Raw genomic sequence first — 17,910 nt, 5'->3', positions numbered from 1 at the left:
CATTGAGATTTATGGATGTTAAAAAATGCAACGCCCAGTTGTTATTGGTTTGATTTTATTGATAGTAGGTAACCTATTCAGTGCCTTCTATGATGTGTCGATCAAGTGGTTACCGGACGATGCGAGTGCCTCGACTTTCCTCCTTGTCAGGCAAATCTCTTCAGTATTTATGTTGTTGCCAGTGTGGCTGTATTCGCAGCGTCCGATGACGACACATATCTCAGTTCACCTTTGGCGTGCCAACATAGGCTCAGTTGGCGCGCTTTTTTTAATTATAGGCTTAATGGCATTGCCGCTCGCGACAGTTAGCTCATTGTTTTATTCCGCACCGCTAATGATTATTTTGATGGGGTATTTCTTCCTGAGCGAGAGGATCACCGCTGCTCAGACAATCTGTACTGGCTTAGGTTTTGTCGGCATCTTGATTATCCTGCGACCGAGTGAAATGAACTGGTACGGCATTGCTGTACTGTTTTCTGCTTTTACTTTTGCAGTGAATCAGTTAGCACTTAAAAAAGTGCCCCATGCTGAGCATCCTGTGCTAACGCTAATGCTATATAACTTACTGGGTATTCCGGCAACGTTAGTGATTGCAGCGTTTCAGGGTATTGAGGGTTTGAGTTGGGAGCTGGTGGGCGTGGCCTTGCTGAGCAACGCATTTTTATTGGTTTATCACTGGTTTTGTGTGCTGGCTTACCGCAAGGCACAGGCGAGTGATATCGCGATTGCGGAATACACAGGCTTGTTGTTTATTGTCTTTTTAGGCTGGTTGTTGTTCGATGAATGGTTGGATAACTTAAGTTGGCTCGGTGCAGCCTTAATCGTATTGCCTTCGTTGTTTTTACCTTGGTTAGGATCGATCCTATCAAAATCGGCACCTAAGATAGCGGATACACTCACGGGAAAATAACAGCGAGGGTTTAAGCCTAAGTGGGCGAGTTGGCTCACCACTTAGGCTTAAGTTTTAAATAGATAAACTGCAAAATTACTTAGCATACTCAAATACTTTCACCACTTTACGCACGCCAGCAGTATTACGGGCGATATCAACAGCTAAGTCTGCTTGTGAGCGATGAATCACCCCCAGCAGGAAGACTTCACCATTTTCAGTGATGACTTTAATGCGAGTCACATCCAAATCTTTTTCGTTCAGCATGCGGCCCTTCACTTTGGTTGTAACCCAAGTGTCATTGCTGCGGGTGGTGAAAGAGGTTGGATTGCCAATGCGGATTTGATTATGTATTTTGCCGCCGAGCTTAAGATCTTGTACGACCTTGATGGCTTTATCCCTTAACGTAGAGTTAGGGGCTTGGCCTATCATAAGTACATTGCCATTGACGGATACACCCGTGATATTCGTTTGTTTTTTAAGATCTTCTTGCTCTAGCAGTGCGCTGGTGATCTTAAAATCAGTATTGGTATCATCAAGCTGAGTCTTAACAGTACGTTCGTCGTTGGCCATCATAGCGCCACTGACTGCGCCCACCATAACGGCACCAGCGCAGCCTTGAAGCAGCAAGCAAACCATTAACAGCGGGGCAGCGTGTCTCATTGCTGCTCGTCCTGTGGGAAGAGGGTGCGGTCAATATTGTCACACAGGCAATGGATCACCAGTAAGTGCACTTCTTGGATACGTGCAGTGACATTTGAAGGTACGCGGATTTCCACATCGTTCACGCTCAGTAGGCCAGCCATAGCGCCGCCATCTTTACCTGTTAGCGCTACGATAGTCATGTCGCGGCTTAATGCGGCTTCAATGGCTTTAATCACGTTACCTGAGTTGCCACTGGTCGAGATTGCTAGCAGAATGTCGCCCGGTTGACCTAAGGCAAAAATCTGTTTTGAGAAAATCTCATCATAGCTATAGTCGTTGGCGATAGCTGTGATGGTTGAAGTATCGGTAGACAGAGCGATGGCCGGTAAGGGTGGACGTTCAATCTCGTAGCGGTTTAGCAGTTCTGCTGAGAAATGTTGCGCATCGCCAGCACTGCCGCCGTTACCGCAAGCAAGGATTTTATTGCCACCCAAAAGACAGTGCACCATCATCTCGGCCGCTTTGGCGATGGATTCTGGCAGTGCTTCGGCTGCATCGATTTTTGTCTGGATAGATTCAGTAAAGCTGTCTTTAATGCGTTCTAACATGGATAAATCCTTTCAGGATAAAGTGTTGCTATCATGCCATATTTCCACAAGCGTGTTGAGGCACAGACGTTAAAATAATTTTCACTATTGGCACTTAAAAGGCATCGACTAGCCAATGAATTTGATCGGCTTCCATGGCGATGACATCGAAACGACAGGGCACATCGAGTCTATTGAGTTGTAAATAGTGGCTAGCCGCTTTGCGAATTCGCGAAATCTGCGCGCTGCTTAGGGCCTGTAATGCGCCGCCATATTGATTTGCCGAACGATACTTCACTTCGACAAATACCCAATAGCTTTTATGGCGCATGATTAAATCAATTTCCCCAAACGGATAGCGGACATTACGTTCGACAAAAGTTAAGCCTTGTTGTTCAAGGTAACGTTGGGCTTGCGATTCTGCCTGCTGTCCGAGTGTCATAACTGGCGGAAGCTACCTCTTTCATAACGTCCCCAGCTTAATTGGCGGTTGACTATTCCATCTGGACTGACAGATAAAGCACCACTGCGACCATTGAATTGATAACCTGTGAATGAGCGCATTTGCGCTAAACGGCCGATCAAATCCATTGCATCATAACCCATAACAAACAAACGTTTCTGACTGTTATTCCAGCCCGAAAATAGTGTGTTGACCATCAGATTTTCTTCGCCGTTTTGCATTAGCCAAGGTGCGTCGCTTAGGGTCAGGTTATTTAAATCCTGCGCCGTTTGTGTGCTTTCATTTTCAACTCGGCTGCGGCTTGAGGTATATAAAGGCACAGGTTGTGTGAAAACGCTAAAGTTTACGTCGATAAAGGCCTTGAGCAGGGTTAGATCCTGTGGCGTTGAAATCATATAAATGGCATCAATATCTTGGCGTGAACGGAAGTCGGCTTGTACTGAATTGCCTAACAACTCTTTAATACGGGCGATCCGCTCTTGGCTATCGCGCACTCCAAGGGCATCTTGTACTGTGGTGCGCATTTTATCACCGCCATCGAAGTAGTGAACTTCGACAGGGTTATCGCTCTTCTTTTTCCATGCTTGAATAAAGCTTTCGGCCATGCGTTTGCCAAGGGCATCGTTACTGGCGAGCAGTAACGGCATAGTTACGCCATCTTGATATAAATGCTCCGCCGCATCGGCCGCCTCTTGTGCGGGAGATAATGCAAAGTAGAACTTATTCGGATCGGGGGTGAACTTATCTACTTGATTTAAATATAGTTGTGGCACAGGCGTAGCAGGTGCTGTATTGGCCGTTTTGTCTGGGTTAGCAGTATTAGTCACCGCATTAGTGGCGGCAGTGTTTGCCGCATTGCTCACTTGCAGTTGTTCAATTTCAGTAGGCAATAATGGGCCAATAATAAATTCGGCTCCCGCAGTTAGCGCCTGTTGGTAAGCGCTGGCAGCATCGTTTGCCGTGTCATAAAAGTTGACTGCGACTTGGTCATTTTGCTTGGCCATGTAACTGGCTAATATGCCTTGGCGAATTGCATTGGCAGCGTTAGCTCTTGGGCCCGTCAGCGGCAACAGCACAGCAATGTTTTTTGGCGTAAATGGCTTAGCGTTTAAGGCTCTGTCAAGATCGGCGGGTAGCTTAGCCGCTGCAGGATGATAAGGATTTTGTTTCTGCCATTCGCCTAAGTAGCGTACTAACTGTGTCGGATCGACAGCATAATGCTTCGCGATATAAGCCAATTGCAACCAACCCGTAAATACAGGAGTCTTAGCATCTTGGGTAAAGGCTTTTAAGGTTTGTTCGTGCATTGGCTGCAGCACTTGCCAAATCGCGTTATTCACCTCGTTGGCTTGGGCGGGGGGCAAGTAAGTCGTCAGTAAACTCAGTTCACGCACTTGCTCAATAGGCTGTTTATTCAATTGATATAAATGCGCCTTGAATTGGTGATAAGCCGTCATCTGCCAGCTTGGCAAACTCCAATTGCTTGGATAATTCAGAACTTTAAGTGCATCACTATAGGTGGACGTGTGTTCAAGCACGCGCGCGGTCAAGTATTTATGTTCGGCCAAAAATGTTGGGCTCTGATTCAAGCTTGGCTGTATCGATTTTAGTAGCTTCTGCGCCGCTGCGTAGTCGTTGGCATTGATGTAGGCATGGGCTGCGAGCAGCAGATTAGTATCGCGCTGCTGCGGATCTTTGCTATTGGCGGCTTGTGCCAAATACACATTGGCCGACAAAGGTGCGGATGCTAAAGAGGTGGCCACTGTGGGTGCAGTTCCGGTCGAGGTGGGCGTTGAAGTGCCACAACCCGCCAAGATTACCGATAAAATGGCCACGGAAACGAACTTAGTTGTATTCAGGCTTTTTAACACTGGGCTTCACTCTGGTAAGATGCAGCCTCTAGTTTAACCTTCTCTCGCGCTTGACGAAAGTCTTGGCACTGTCATTACAGAGGTATATATGGACCAAAGCGTCGCACTCTACATAGTTCCTACTCCCATAGGTAATTTGGGCGATATGAGCTCACGGGCAATAGAGGTGCTGAATCAGGTTTCATTGATCGCCTGTGAAGATACTCGCCACAGCGGTAAGTTATTGAGCCACTTTGGTATTACCACAAAAACTACGGCGTTGCATGATCATAACGAGCGCGCTCGTGCCCAGTGGATTGTCGATCAGCTTGCAGCTGGGCTGTCGATTGCATTAATTTCAGATGCGGGTACCCCGTTGATTTCCGATCCGGGTTATCACTTGGTCTCCCATGTGCGCCAATCTGGGTTTAATGTGATCCCCTTGCCCGGCCCTTGCGCGGCGATTACCGCCCTGAGCGCCTCGGGTTTGCCATCGGACCGTTTTTCTTTCGAAGGTTTTCTGCCCTCTAAAGAAAAAGCCCGCGCTGATAAGTTATTGGCACTGAAAGAAGATCCGCGCACGCTGATATTTTATGAATCACCCCATCGCATCGAGCACAGTCTAACGACTATGGTTGAAGTACTTGGTGGCGAACGCCATGTCGTCATGGCGCGTGAAGTAACCAAAACCTTCGAAACTTTTTTATCTGGTCCTGTCTCAGAGGTGCTTGCCACCGTAAGTACTGACCCGAATCAGCAGAAGGGTGAAATCGTGCTTATGGTGCATGGCTACCATTTGAGTGATGACGAAGCGATTCCCACCGTCGCCATTAATACGCTTAAACTCTTATGTGAGGAATTGCCATTGAAGAAAGCTGCAGCAATTGCCGCGCAAATTCATGGACTTAAAAAGAACGCTCTGTACAAATACGGCCTAGAGTCTGATTTATAAGCGCTAAAACGGTTACGAGCGGATTATCTGTGGTGCATCAGGGTGGCTTAGGCTATAATCCGCGCCGAGTTGGCCAGACAGTCGCCGCGTTCGCAAGAACGGGGAGGAAAGTCCGGGCTCCAAAGAGCGGGGTGCCAGGTAACGCCTGGGCGGTGCGAACCGACGACAAGTGCAACAGAGAGTAGACCGCCTGCCTGATTTATCAGGTCGGTAAGGGTGAAAGGGTGCGGTAAGAGCGCACCGTGCGGCTAGCAATAGTTCGTAGCAAGGTAAACTCCACCCGGAGCAAGACCAAATAGGGTTCCGTATGGCGTGGCTCGCGTTGGAACCGGGTAGGTCGCTTGAGCCTGTGAGCGATTGCAGGCCTAGATGAATGACTGTCCAAGACAGGACCCGGCTTATCGGCCAACTCACCTCATTCAACAAAAAGCCCGTTTGTCGTAATGACAAACGGGCTTTTTGTTTTTTAATTTATACAGTAATGATAAATTTTATTTGATTAACTCATTAAAAAATCAGAGTTATCTCGTTCTCCCGTCCCTTCAGTCTATCGCTTATTTAGCTTTCAGTTTAGCCGCCATTACAGCTATTTTTAGTCCTTCTTCGTCGCAGGTAAAAATTACTCAATGCAGGTAACATCTACCGTTAACTGAGAGAGTTAATAGAAACAAAGTAGTTATAACCTTTTGTTTTTATGCGTTTATATTGTTTGGTATAGCCATTGCATTGGTTTGTACGCAAAGTGCAGCATCTTGTTGCATTGCACAGTGTTCACCAAGGAGGCTTTCTATGGCCAGTTCAAAAAGCGTAGCAGAACAAACTAACAGTAAAGATAGCGGTGCTTTAAATTCACCCACAACAGCGAAAGCAACTGAAGTGACGCACCATGCTGTTGATGTAGTAGCAGAGAAAGCCGCAGTTGCAGAAGACACTTTGCGTAAAACGGCAGCTAGCTCGCAGGAAACACTGGCGCACAAGCAAGAGGAAATCAAACAGCAACTGCAAAGCTCTTACAGTAAAACCCGTGAGTTGGCAGCGCAAAATCCATTGGCCACAGCTGGGATTGCCTTTGCCGCTGGCGTGGTATTAACGGCTTTATTGCGCCGTCGCTAAGGTGGATTTATGCAAAACCGTGCAAGGTCAGAGGCGCCAGAACAAAGGCCCGTCCAGCATAGTACGCAAACCGCCAAAACTGGGCAGACAGCATCAGCTGCTGCCCAGCATAAAGTTATTGATCAGGCAATGGAGCAACTGGCTGAAATAGCTGTTCTTAGCAGTTCAGTGAAGCAAGCCTATCTCGAGCAGTTGAAGTTGGCCGGGAAAATAGCAACGGCAGAATGGCGGTTAACAGGGCGTAGCCTGATTATTGCTGCGGCTTTAGTCGTCTGTTTTGGTACTGGCATTACGTTATTCTGGGGCAGTATTTTATTGCTGTTGGGCTATACGCTGTTTCAATTGAGCGGTTCGTTATTGGCCACAGTGAGCGCTTTGGTGGTGCTACAGTTTGTTTTATTGCTTTGGTGTTGGCGTAGTCTTGGCTATGTGCTGTCACAAACTGGCTTTTCGAAGACTTGGCAGCAATTACAGCTTTTGCTCTCGACTCGAGAGTCGGAACATCAAAAATAGGAGGTGCGAGTATGCTAATTCAACAGTTACTTAAAAAACAGCAGTTGAAGCTGACTGTGCTGACGGAACAAGGCCAGTTGCAGCATGATTTGTTACTGATGAGGAAACGACAATTAGCGCAAAGCAGTCGTGATTTTATAGGATCGACGCCAGGTTTAATCGTCAGTTTTAGCCTTGGCTGTCTGTTTCAAATGCGCCACAACAGCACTGTAAAACTACTCCGTAGCACTTTTGGCTTGCGTTGGATTACCAAACTCATCGCTTGAGAATGATGTAAATGCCGTGATTTCTACCTTAATGATTTCCATTGGTGCAGGTATGGGTTTCGCTGCTATTAGTTGTCGTCAATGCCGCTACAATTATGCCTCGAGTCAGTAAGTGTAAGTATTTTGCTTGTTGTGTAGGACAAGGTGTGGGACTGGCGATAAGTTGTTGAATTTGGCTTAAATAAAGAGCTGCTATGCTATGGGCTAATGTGTAGCTTGGAATAATAAATTCGTCAGTGTTGAAGGTGTTGATCAATTTATTTTCGATATGTTGCACAAGTTTAGTTTGTAATTGTTTAGTTGCTGCATCGAGGTCGCTACCTAGTCTAAATGACATGGAACGGCGAAACATGCTGTTTCGGCTAAAAGTAATAAGCAGTTTTTCCAATGAGGGTGGTGTGTTAGTTGAAAGCCAGTCTTCGGTTGACCGTAGATCTTCAAAGATATTTTCAAAAATATTTTGATGTAGTGCAATAAGAATATCCAACTTGCGTTTGAAGTAGCGATAAAACGTCGTGCGCCCGACATCGGCTTTGTGCGCAATATCTGCCACTGCAATATCACGATAATCTTGTTGTTTAAGCATTTCCTTGAAAACGTGGAGAACCTTGAGCATCGCTCGTGGGCTTTGTTCTATGCGCATGTGGGGCTTGGTGTGCATACTGGATTTTGCTCCAAATTCAATTCAGGCTTTTGATTATACATTAGCCTCAATGGCTCTTGTGTTGTGATTTTTGCTTAAGTGGAACAGATAGGCTCAGGTGTACCATTTGAAACATTCGGGCGAGTTTGTGCCTGATGGTTGGGAATAATGGGCTTTATAGTGACGGTCATAGGGTTAACTGCAACGACAGTGTTACCTGAAATATGAAATTGTCACTACCGATGGAGAATCTGTGATGAGTGAAAATATTGAAGCGGCTCAAAGTGATCAAACAAATAATCCAATCAAGCACAAATTAAGAGTAGGTATTTTCCTTTATCCCGGCATGACGATGCTCGATGCCTATGGGCCACTACAGTTTTTAGCCTTTGTGCCATCTTTTGAAACCTTCACTTTTGCGAAAACCAGCATGCTATTACCCTGTGATGCGGGCGTTAACTTACAACCTAATTACGATTTCGATAATTGTCCGCCGATAGATATCCTGTTAGTGCCTGGGAGCGCAAATCCTTTGGCGCAAATACAGGATGAGCAAGTCATTTCTTTCTTAAAACGCAAGGGGGAGCAAGCACAATACATTACATCTGTATGCACTGGTGCCTTGATTCTTGCGGCAACAGGTTTACTTAATGGTTATCGTACGACCACTCACTGGGCTTATGCTTCAGTGTTGGCACAATATCCTCAAATTACTTTTGAAAATAAACGTATTGTGATTGACCGTAATCGGATCAGTGGCGGCGGTATTACTGCAGGGCTCGATTTTGCTTTGGCACTCATTGCCAATATAGAGGGTGAACAACAGGCTAAAACACTGCAGTTATTGTTTGAATATGATCCTAAACCTCCCTTTAATTGTGGTTCTCCCTTATTGGCAGACGCTTCTTTGGTACAGAGGGTTGAGCAGGAGGTTAGGCAGATAGCGTCAGGATTATTTTAGGCCACAAGGCGTCAAGGATTGTCTTAAAAAGTACATAGTTCATACGATTATTATGTACCTTAGGTTTAAAAACTGCTTTTCACTAGGAATCGCCATTCCCAGCTGTTTACTGACTCGCCGCCCGTATAAGGGAGTGAAAAATCAATATGGGCTACGTTGCCATAGCTGGATCGAGAGGAATAAATCCGCGCGCCTATGCCTATGCTACCCAGTGGACCGCTGACTTCGTTATTCTCGGCGAGTTGACCGCCGGAGGCTTGACCCAGATCGGCAAAGACTGCCCAGCCTAATTCAGCCAGTTGGTATAAGTTGATATTGGGGTAATTGCGTATCTCGGCGGTCAGTAACCACTGATTATCCCCTTGTTGGTATTCGTTTGGATAACCGCGCACGCCAGTTTCATCCCCTAATCCTTTTGTTAGATCCAGATAAGTGTTCTGTGAAAGGCTAGCCCAAGCTTTGCCATAAGCCGTCCACTTAGGATGAATTTGATAGAAGTATTCGGCTTGAATATCAAACTTATAAGTATCTTTTTGGGTGGTGCCGATAGTGCTTGTTCCCCCCATTTCTAACAGCCACAGTTGATCGTTAAACTTATACCCGCCAGTGCTTTGCCAGTTAACGTGGTAGCCTAAGGGATTATTATCACCTATATCATTGGTTTCTATACCGAATTGCAAATAGTGATGCCAACCTAAGTTAAAGTCTTCATTGTTGGTGATCAGGTGAACATTATTCAGTACGTGGAAATCATCTTCGATAAACTCGTAGGCGACCCAAGGGTACATAAAGTCCCTGTCTTGAGGGAGCATGGAAGTAGGATAGCGCTCAGAATGGATAAACTCGTGCTTGTCTTGGGTGACACCAGTAATAAAGCGAGAAAGGTGCTGACTGTTTTTATTAATTAACCAGCCGTATTGCAGATTGAGATAGTCGACTGTGTGTGTGAACTCATTCACCTCTTGCCCATTTTGTCTGAGGGTATCTGTACGGTTATCGTCTAAAAACTCCGCCGAATACATGGTACTCGTATTGAGGGAATAGAAGGGTTTACTCACATAAACGTGTTTAGCTTGGCCGTCGCTATTGTCGTAGAACTCAGCGGCAACTGTGCCGTGTTCAATAATGCTGAGCGGCGCTTCAAAAGCAAATTTATAGCCATTCCGAGATTCATTGGATTGATATTTAAGTCGAGTGCGGATCCCAGTTCCAAGCAAGTTGTCTTCTTTGAGCCCGAAGGAGTAACGGGTGTCGCCACCTGAACTACTCAAACTCGCTGTCGGTAATAATGACCAATTATCCCAGGTCTCCACCACCACGGACTCAACGGATGGATCGACATCGGCTTGGGGATCTTTTTCTGCGATATAAATTTTGGCGTCGCGAATGTAAGGGACTGCGCGTAACAGGCGTTGGGATTCGTCGAGATCTTTCTGGGTGACAGTATCATTTTCGCTGAAAGTTAAATTATCGAGTACCACGTATTCTTTGGTGTTGATATGCAGAGAGTTAGCCCAGCGGTGAATGAAAAAAGCATCGGGATCTGACTCATCAAAAATGGGGTTGTTGACCACCACAATCTTGCTGACTTTTTGTTTTGTTTGATCTTGGTTTGCGGGATCGGCGAGCTTAGCCTCTTCTGCTTGGGCAACCCTGATTAGGTTGCCAACACAACAAGATAGGATGCATGCATACTGAAAAAATTTCTGCATAAAAGGCCACTCCCATGAAATCGACGACTGCAGCGAAAACAATTTCACGTTGCAATTCACAATTTAATAACACATGGAAAACGAGTGTTAGTCAAGGAAACATTTTAATAAGTTTCTTATTTTACTTAAGGTTAGCTTGAGATTATCTTGAGGTAGCGGCTGGGCGCGGGCTCCAGCCGGATTAGCGATTGTTACAGTGTACGCCTAGGTGGGACAGCGACGTTAGCAAAGATGAGCCCCGCAATCAGCGACATAAAAATCAAAAAGATTTGCGAGCCTATGTGCGACTGATTGAGCATGGTCTCACCTGAGATCAGTGCATTGAGTCCGATATAGGTTTTACTGCCGGGGACTAAGATCACTATTCCCTGCAACAGGGCGATGGAGGCAGGCGCCTTCATCCAGCGGGCGAAGAGATTAGAATAAATTCCTACTGCCAAGGCACCAAAGAAGATCCCCACCGAATCACCAAAATAATGTCCGCCGAGCATGGCTGAGAAAAACGCCACTATCCCAGCCAATACGCCCCAAGGCGAATCTTGCATCCGTGCTTTGAAGATAAAAACCAGCGCCATAGATAGAATCGGAACCGCCGACCATATCGCCCAGCGAGGTAAACCCTCAGGTTCTATGTGAATCGCTTCGCCGAACATAGCTTTACCGATTGCCATGCCGAGCACTGCGCCAAAGTACAGCTTAAATAATTGCATGCTCGCATCCATGATGCGCGCCGTGCCAGAAATTAAATCCCGTGCGGCGAGTTCAGCTAAACCTAAGGTTAAGGCTAAGCCGGGAATAAAAATAATAATGGAGGAGAGGATTACTACTGGGATATTAATATTTGGATCGATACGCGCTATGCCACAGGCTGCGATTGCGCAAAGGATAGTGGCGAAGGGTTCGAGCACTTCGGCCATGCGGGCCGAGCGTTCGGCACGATATACCAAGCCATAGACGAATAAGCCTAATAATCCTGACCAAAATACATCGTTCCAACCCGTGCCCATCAGCATAGCGAAAGCGGCGGCAGAAGTTCCAAAAGAAAAGCAAGTTAATACAGGGCCATAGGGATTGGGTTTATTGGCGATTTCTTCTAAGCGATCTAAGGCCTCGGCCAAAGTGCGTTTACCTGAGGTTAACTCATCGACCAATTCATCGGTGCGGGCGAGTGAACCTAAATCGAGTTCACCGGGCTTAACGCGAGCTGCATGGTTATATTCTTGATCGGTATCATGTTGCAAAACGAAGGTCATCGACGTCGGAGAAATAAGGAAATAGCCTTCGATACCTAAGGTGCGAGCAACGGTTTGTAAGTGGGTTTCTAGACGATAAGCGGGTGTGCCAAACTTATGCAAGGCTTTGCCTAGCTTTATGATAAATCTACGTTTTTCGATAAAATCGTCGTTATCCAATCGGGGTATTCACTGTATAAAAAGTTGTAGGGAATGACGCGCGCATATTAACCTATCTTGTCTATAAAAGGTTAATGGCTTTTAACCTTAATACAAATAAATTGCTGATTTTTTGCAGCTCGGGCTATAGTCAGCTTTTTGATAAGGGGAAATAGGCATGTCTTTGATGGTAACGGGTCTTTACGCTAGCCTCACAGGGCTATTAATTGTCGCTTTGGCTTATCGAGTAGTGAAATTAAGGCGAGGTCAGAAAATCGGCCTAGGGGATGGTGGTAACAGCGCCTTAGCTTTGGCTAATCGAGTGCATGTTAACCTGATCGAAAATGCGCCTATCGTATTGATTTTAATGCTGGTGGCCGAAGCGGGTGGCTTGTCTGCATTTTATTTACACTGTTTTGGGACTGTGTGGATAGTGGCGCGCTTACTTCATGCTATTGGCTTAACTCAAGGCCAAGGTGGTTACCATTTTGGTCGTTTTTGGGGCGTATTGCTCACTTGGCTAGTGATTATCAGTTTGGCGTTGGTGAATTTGCTGCATTTTGCTCAAGGTTTAGGAAAGGGTCTCTAGGCCCGCAGGTTTGGGCGGTCAATTCCGCCCTAAGCCATATCCATAGCGGATTTAGGGGTATTACGCTTCCGGCTCAAATACCCCTGAAAATGCCTCGAGTGGTGTTTTTTTAATCTCATCTATCCTCCATTCCCTGCTATACTCCGCGTCCCTAAATTGGCGTAACTTATTTTCGTGGCGCCTTTATTTGACATTACGTTTTCGGGTCACAATCCATGCAAGTTGAATCCACACTCTTTAGTCATCCCAAGTATTGGGCCACGGGCGACAGCACTGCGCCTTTCTTACCGATGTCTCGCAAGGAGATGGATAAGCTTGGTTGGGATAGCTGTGACATCATCATAGTCACAGGCGACGCTTATGTGGATCACCCAAGCTTTGGCATGGCGGTGATCGGCCGTATGTTAGAGGCTCAGGGTTACCGAGTTGGGATTATTTCCCAGCCAGATTGGTCGAGCAAAGACGCCTTTATGCAATTGGGCCGCCCGAATCTGTTTTTTGGCGTCACCGCCGGTAACATGGATTCGATGATCAACCGTTACACTGCCGACCGTCGTTTACGCTCCGACGATGCTTATACTGCGGGGGATATTGGTGGTAAGCGCCCAGATCGCGCCGTGACTGTGTACACCCAGCGTTGTAAAGAAGCCTTTAAAGATGTGCCTGTGATTATTGGTGGTATCGAAGCCAGTTTACGCCGCATCGCCCATTACGATTATTGGTCGGACAAAGTGCGTCGCAGTGTGATTTTCGATGCCAAGGCCGACATTTTGATGTACGGCAACGCCGAGCGTCCTTTAGTCGAAGTGGCACGCCGCTTAGCTGCCGGTGAACCGATAAGCTCGTTGCACGATGTGCGTGGCACAGCCGTTATCCGTAAAGAGCCGCTGCCCGAATGGCGCGGTATGGACTCGCGCAAGATTGACCAACTGCACAAGATAGAGCCGCTGCCGAATCCTTACGGCGCCGATGATGTGGGTTGTGCTAACTTGTCCGGCCCGTCGGATGTGAAGATATTCGATAACGAAGCCCCTAAGCCTATTAGCGTTCAACCGCCTAAACCTAAGCCATGGGATAAAACCTATGTGCTGCTGCCAGCGTTTGAAAAAGTGTCCGAAGACAAATATTTATATGCCCATGCTTCACGGATTTTGCACCAAGAGCAAAACCCAGGTTGTGCCCGTGCGTTATTTCAACCCCATGGCGACCGCGCCGTTTGGGTGAATCCGCCCGCATGGCCGCTCAATACCGATGAGATGGATGCGGTATTCGATTTACCCTATCAGCGCATTCCTCATCCTATCTATGGCAAGGAAAAAATCCCTGCCTACGACATGATCAAGACGTCTATCAACATCATGCGTGGTTGCTTTGGTGGCTGTTCTTTCTGCTCGATTACCGAGCATGAAGGCCGAATCATTCAGAGTCGTTCACAAGAGTCGATTGTTAAAGAAATCAAAGATATTCAGGAAAAAGTGCCAGGCTTTACTGGGGTTATTTCCGATTTAGGCGGCCCAACCGCCAACATGTATCGTTTAGGTTGTACCAGCGAAAAGGCTGAAAAAACCTGTCGTCGTTTATCCTGTGTGTTTCCATCGATTTGCGGCCACTTAGGCACAGATCATAAACATACAATCGACTTGTATCGCGCTGCGCGTGCGGTACCTGGCATCAAGAAAGTATTGATTGCCTCTGGCGTGCGTTACGACTTGGCGATCGAAGATCCAGCTTATGTGAAAGAGTTAGTGCAGCATCACGTTGGTGGCTACTTAAAAATCGCCCCTGAGCATACCGAAGAAGGTCCGCTCAGCAAGATGATGAAGCCCGGCATGGGCGCCTATGATAAGTTTAAAGAATTGTTCGACAAGTTTTCTAAGGAAGCGGGCAAAGAGCAGTTCCTGATCCCTTACTTTATTTCGGCGCATCCAGGCACGACCGACGAAGACATGGTGAACTTAGCGTTGTGGTTGAAGGAGCGTAAGTTCAAGCTCGACCAAGTACAGAACTTTTATCCGTCACCGATGGCGAATGCGACTACGATTTATCATACCGAGTTAAACTCGCTGAAAAACGTCAAGCACACCAGCGAAGTGGTATCTGTGCCGAAGAAAGGGCGTCAACGTCGCTTGCACAAGGCATTGCTGCGTTATCACGATCCTGCAGGTTGGCCATTGATCCGTGAAGGCTTAACTGCCATGGGGCGTGAAGACTTGATCGGTAATAGTCCGCATCAGTTAGTTCCGCCAGAAGGTCGAAATGAACGCGGACCTAAGTGGATGAAAGATGCTAACCAAGGCCAAAAAGCCTTTACGCGCTTCTCGGGTAATCAATTTGATGACCGCAAGGGCGATGGCAAATCTAAAAGTCCGGCTAAAGGCGGTGCGCAAGCTCAGGTTGGTGCTGAGTCAAAACCAGCCGCTAAAGGCGGGAAACCCGCAGCGAATGGCGCTAAACCAACTGGTGCTAAGCCAACTGACTCTAAACCAACTGGCTCTAAACCTAGTGGAGCCCATTCGAGCCGTCCGGGAGCGAAAGCGCCCTTCGGCCAGTCTGGTTTTAAGGCCGGAGGCGCTCAGGCTAAAGGTGGAAACCCATCAAAAACGGGTGGTAAACCTGCAGGAAAGCCCTCTCAGGGTCGCCAACAGGCTAAGTAACACTTTTCGCCATCACAAATAATGTTCAAAGGCCGCTCCAGATATGAGTTTGGAGTGGCCTAGCTAGCATGGTCATGCCGCTAAAATAGTCCTCAACTGGTATCGCTGGGCGAACTATTATAAGATCCCTGTCTGATGTTTATGTCTACTATTTGTTTATATTCGATATTTTAGCTATACATCTCACCCATATCCGCGGTTCGTTAACTAACATTAGATATTATGAATAAAAAGCGTAGACCCAGTCTTCAAGACGTTGCCGATCAAGTTGGGGTCACCAAAATGACGGTGAGTCGCTATTTAAAAAATCCAACAAGGGTGGCGCAAAGCACTCAAGAGAAGATTGCTGTCGCACTAGAAACCTTAGGTTATATTCCTAATCGCGCGCCGGAAATTTTAGCGCAAGCAACCAGTCGCGCCATTGGCGTGTTAGTGCCTTCGTTAACCAACCAAGTATTTGCTGAAGTGCTGCGCGGTATCGAGAATGTGACCGGCAAACGCGGTTATCAAACCATGCTGGCTCACTACGGGTATCAGGCTGAATTAGAAGAAGAGCGGGTGGCATCACTGCTCTCTTACAATATCGATGGCTTACTCTTGTCCGAAAGTTACCACACGCCGCGTACCGTGCGAATGATTGAAACGGCGGGCATTCCGGTCATCGAAATGATGGATAGCGTGTCGCCTTCGATTCAACAGTGTGTCGGTTTCGACAACTCTGCCGCCGCTTACGAAATGGTTAAGGCCATGATTGCACAAGGCTATCGCCACATTGCTTACCTAGGCGCGCGCATGGATATTCGTACTCAGCTTAAGATGCGAGGCTACGAGTTAGCGATGCAGGAGGCTCAGCTCACACCTTTGGCTATGACCACAAATGAGGCCTCGTCGTTTTCCTTGGGGGCGTCGTTATTGCAACAAACATTAGCGAAATATCCCTATGTGGATAGTTTTTTCTGCACCAACGATGATTTAGCGGCGGGGGTGATATTTGAGTGTCAAAGACAAGGCATCAAGATCCCTGAACAAATTGGCGTTGCAGGGTTTCATGGCCATGATATTGGCCAATCTATGACGCCAAAATTGGCGAGCATTATTACGCCGAGAAAAGAGATTGGTCGAATTGCTGCTACTGAGCTATTAGACAGGTTAAATGGCAAAGAGAGAGCAGAATCGGTTATCGATCTGGGCTATCGTATTGATTTAGGGGAAACACTGTAGACTTCCCCTCGTTCTTTCGCTTAACGACTTATGTTTGTCATCACAGGTTATCGTTAGAGAAACGCAGAGATGATGACTGCGACTATGCCGCCCGTCGTACCTATAATGGTCTCCATCACAGTCCACGTTTGCAGCGTTTGTTTTTCTGATAATCCAAGAAAACGGTTAGCGAGCCAGAAGCCTGAGTCATTAACGTGCGAGAGCACAATCGAACCTCCGCCAATGGCAATCGTAATTGCCGCCAATTGAGCACCATCTAAGTTTAGTGGTTCAAGTATTGGGATGATAAGGCCGCAAGCCGTTAACATGGCCACGGTTGCCGACCCTTGGATCACGCGCACCGACGCCGACAAAATAAATGCCAGTATTACAATCGGTAATCCCGAACCTGCCAACATATTGCCTAATGCATCGCCGACACCTGAGTCAATCAGCACTTGCTTAAACACGCCGCCAGCACCGGTGACGAGAATAATGATCCCAGCAGGTTGGAGCGCACTGCTACAGATTTCCATGATGCGCTCATTGGGAATATTGCGTCTAACGCCCAGTACATAGAATGCGATTAAACATGCTAGCAAAATGGCGGTGAATGGATGACCTATCAAGGCGAGCCAATTATGCAGGTCGGATTTTTCATCAATAAAGCGTGACACCACCGTCTTTAAACCGATAAGCAGCAGTGGGAACACCACAATACTGATTGATAGCGCGAATGAGGGGATTGGTCCGCCTTCTCGTTCACCTTTTTCCTGCTGCTCGTGGGCAGGCAGCTCAACATGGACTTTTTGGGAGATGAGGCTGGCAAAGAGTGGGCCGCCTAGAATCATCGCCGGAATCGATGCCAATAAACCGAAGACTATCATGTAGCCAAAGTCGGCATTGAGCTGGGAAGCGACCAAAATAGGCCCTGGTGCAGGGATGAGAAATGCCTGACAAGTGGCAATACCCGCGAGCAGTGAAATACCAATTTTAACGACGCTGCCGCCCCCTTTACGAACCACGGCAAAGGCGATGCCAATCAGCAGTACCACAGCAACATCGAAGAAGAGAGGTAATGCACAGATAAAGCCTGTAAAGGTCATGGCCCAGTGAGCTTTGTCGTTACCAAATTTATTCAGCAGTGTATGGGCTATCTGATCTAGCGCGCCAGTCTCTTCCATGACGCGACCAAACATGGCTCCCAAAGCGACCACCACCGCAACAAAGCCCAGTGTTCCCCCCATCCCTTGTTGAATCGTATTGGTAATATCAGCTGGGTTCATACCAGAGAAAAGGCCAGCAATTATCGACACCAGTATCAGTGATACCACTGCATGTAATCTCACTTTCATCACTAAGAACAGTAGCAGGGCAATTGAACCCAGCGCTGTCAGAATCAATGACATATCAGACATAAGAGGACTTTTCCTTGTTAGTTAAGTTGTCCACATTTTTGTAGGTTACCGGTAACATGTTACC

At 47.1% G+C, this 17,910-nt stretch carries 17 protein-coding genes and 1 other RNA gene; 10 read left to right on the top strand and 8 right to left on the bottom strand.

From position 1 onward, the window contains the following. Positions 1-25: 25 nt before the first annotated feature. A complete protein-coding gene (locus KO531_RS17415; RefSeq protein WP_219251814.1) occupies positions 26-910 on the top strand; it encodes a DMT family transporter in 885 nt (294 codons plus the stop codon). A 75-nt stretch (positions 911-985) separates the two neighbouring features. Here KO531_RS17415 and dolP read toward each other — a convergent pair whose 3' ends face one another. The 4 genes from dolP to KO531_RS17395 form a co-directional block, all read right to left on the bottom strand. Next, the gene (gene dolP / locus KO531_RS17410; protein WP_105250526.1) at positions 986-1,552 is read right to left on the bottom strand and encodes a division/outer membrane stress-associated lipid-binding lipoprotein; all 567 of its coding nucleotides are present in this window, start codon (positions 1,550-1,552) and stop codon (positions 986-988) included. Further along, the gene (locus tag KO531_RS17405) at positions 1,549-2,142 is read right to left on the bottom strand and encodes a phosphoheptose isomerase (protein WP_105250525.1); all 594 of its coding nucleotides are present in this window, start codon (positions 2,140-2,142) and stop codon (positions 1,549-1,551) included. The genes dolP and KO531_RS17405 overlap by 4 nt, the downstream gene beginning before the upstream one ends. Positions 2,143-2,236: 94 nt before the next feature. Further along, positions 2,237-2,563 carry a YraN family protein gene (locus KO531_RS17400; protein ID WP_219251813.1) on the bottom strand — a complete coding sequence of 109 codons (327 nt, stop codon included), beginning with the start codon at positions 2,561-2,563 and terminating at the stop codon, positions 2,237-2,239. Further along, complete coding sequence (locus tag KO531_RS17395) at positions 2,560-4,455, bottom strand: penicillin-binding protein activator (protein WP_219251812.1); 1,896 nt, start codon at positions 4,453-4,455, stop codon at positions 2,560-2,562. Before KO531_RS17395 ends, KO531_RS17400 begins: the two co-directional genes overlap by 4 nt. Positions 4,456-4,543: 88 nt before the next feature. On the opposite strand from KO531_RS17395, the gene rsmI reads away from it, so the two are divergent. From rsmI to KO531_RS17370, 5 genes are all read left to right on the top strand, one after another. Beyond that, a complete protein-coding gene (gene rsmI, locus KO531_RS17390; protein ID WP_105250522.1) occupies positions 4,544-5,386 on the top strand; it encodes a 16S rRNA (cytidine(1402)-2'-O)-methyltransferase in 843 nt (280 codons plus the stop codon). 65 nt (positions 5,387-5,451) lie between these two features. After that, positions 5,452-5,803, top strand: an RNA gene (rnpB, locus tag KO531_RS17385) — RNase P RNA component class A. Positions 5,804-6,175: 372 nt separating this feature from the next. Continuing rightward, positions 6,176-6,499: a DUF883 C-terminal domain-containing protein gene (locus KO531_RS17380; protein WP_219251811.1), complete on the top strand. Its 324-nt coding sequence runs from the start codon at positions 6,176-6,178 to the stop codon at positions 6,497-6,499. A gap of 9 nt (positions 6,500-6,508) precedes the next feature. Then, entirely contained in the window at positions 6,509-7,012 is a 504-nt protein-coding gene (locus KO531_RS17375; RefSeq protein ID WP_219251810.1) for a hypothetical protein, read from the top strand. 11 nt (positions 7,013-7,023) lie between these two features. Next, on the top strand, positions 7,024-7,278 hold the full coding sequence (locus tag KO531_RS17370; protein WP_113941445.1) for a hypothetical protein: 255 nt from the start codon (positions 7,024-7,026) through the stop codon (positions 7,276-7,278). Positions 7,279-7,306: 28 nt separating this feature from the next. On the opposite strand, the gene KO531_RS17365 is transcribed toward KO531_RS17370, so the two are convergent. Then, the gene (locus KO531_RS17365) at positions 7,307-7,939 is read right to left on the bottom strand and encodes a TetR/AcrR family transcriptional regulator (protein ID WP_219251809.1); all 633 of its coding nucleotides are present in this window, start codon (positions 7,937-7,939) and stop codon (positions 7,307-7,309) included. 238 nt (positions 7,940-8,177) lie between these two features. Between KO531_RS17365 and KO531_RS17360 the strand changes: the two genes are divergently transcribed. Continuing rightward, entirely contained in the window at positions 8,178-8,882 is a 705-nt protein-coding gene (locus tag KO531_RS17360) for a DJ-1/PfpI family protein (RefSeq protein WP_219251808.1), read from the top strand. 65 nt (positions 8,883-8,947) lie between these two features. Here KO531_RS17360 and KO531_RS17355 read toward each other — a convergent pair whose 3' ends face one another. Next, positions 8,948-10,594, bottom strand: coding sequence for a hypothetical protein (locus KO531_RS17355; RefSeq protein WP_219251807.1), 1,647 nt, complete (start codon positions 10,592-10,594; stop codon positions 8,948-8,950). A 191-nt stretch (positions 10,595-10,785) separates the two neighbouring features. Continuing rightward, the gene (locus tag KO531_RS17350) at positions 10,786-12,006 is read right to left on the bottom strand and encodes a threonine/serine exporter family protein (RefSeq protein WP_219251806.1); all 1,221 of its coding nucleotides are present in this window, start codon (positions 12,004-12,006) and stop codon (positions 10,786-10,788) included. Between the two features lie 157 nt (positions 12,007-12,163). Between KO531_RS17350 and KO531_RS17345 the strand changes: the two genes are divergently transcribed. The 3 genes from KO531_RS17345 to gntR all read left to right on the top strand — a co-directional run bounded on the left by KO531_RS17345 (position 12,164) and on the right by gntR (position 16,449). After that, complete coding sequence (locus KO531_RS17345; RefSeq protein ID WP_219251805.1) at positions 12,164-12,574, top strand: MAPEG family protein; 411 nt, start codon at positions 12,164-12,166, stop codon at positions 12,572-12,574. A 215-nt stretch (positions 12,575-12,789) separates the two neighbouring features. Continuing rightward, positions 12,790-15,228 carry a YgiQ family radical SAM protein gene (locus tag KO531_RS17340; RefSeq protein WP_219251804.1) on the top strand — a complete coding sequence of 813 codons (2,439 nt, stop codon included), beginning with the start codon at positions 12,790-12,792 and terminating at the stop codon, positions 15,226-15,228. A gap of 222 nt (positions 15,229-15,450) precedes the next feature. Continuing rightward, positions 15,451-16,449 (top strand): gluconate operon transcriptional repressor GntR, encoded by a 999-nt coding sequence (gntR, locus tag KO531_RS17335; RefSeq protein ID WP_219251803.1) that lies wholly within the window; start codon positions 15,451-15,453, stop codon positions 16,447-16,449. Between the two features lie 53 nt (positions 16,450-16,502). On the opposite strand, the gene gntU is transcribed toward gntR, so the two are convergent. Continuing rightward, positions 16,503-17,846, bottom strand: a complete 1,344-nt coding sequence (gntU, locus tag KO531_RS17330; protein ID WP_105250511.1) for a gluconate transporter — start codon at positions 17,844-17,846, stop codon at positions 16,503-16,505. Positions 17,847-17,910 lie beyond the last annotated feature (64 nt).

The sequence above is a fragment of the Shewanella sp. NKUCC06_TVS genome (assembly GCF_019345515.1).
GTDB classification, from domain to species: domain Bacteria; phylum Pseudomonadota; class Gammaproteobacteria; order Enterobacterales; family Shewanellaceae; genus Shewanella; species Shewanella oncorhynchi.
Note: the sequence above shows the minus strand (reverse complement) of the source record. Positions and strands in the feature narration are given on the sequence as shown.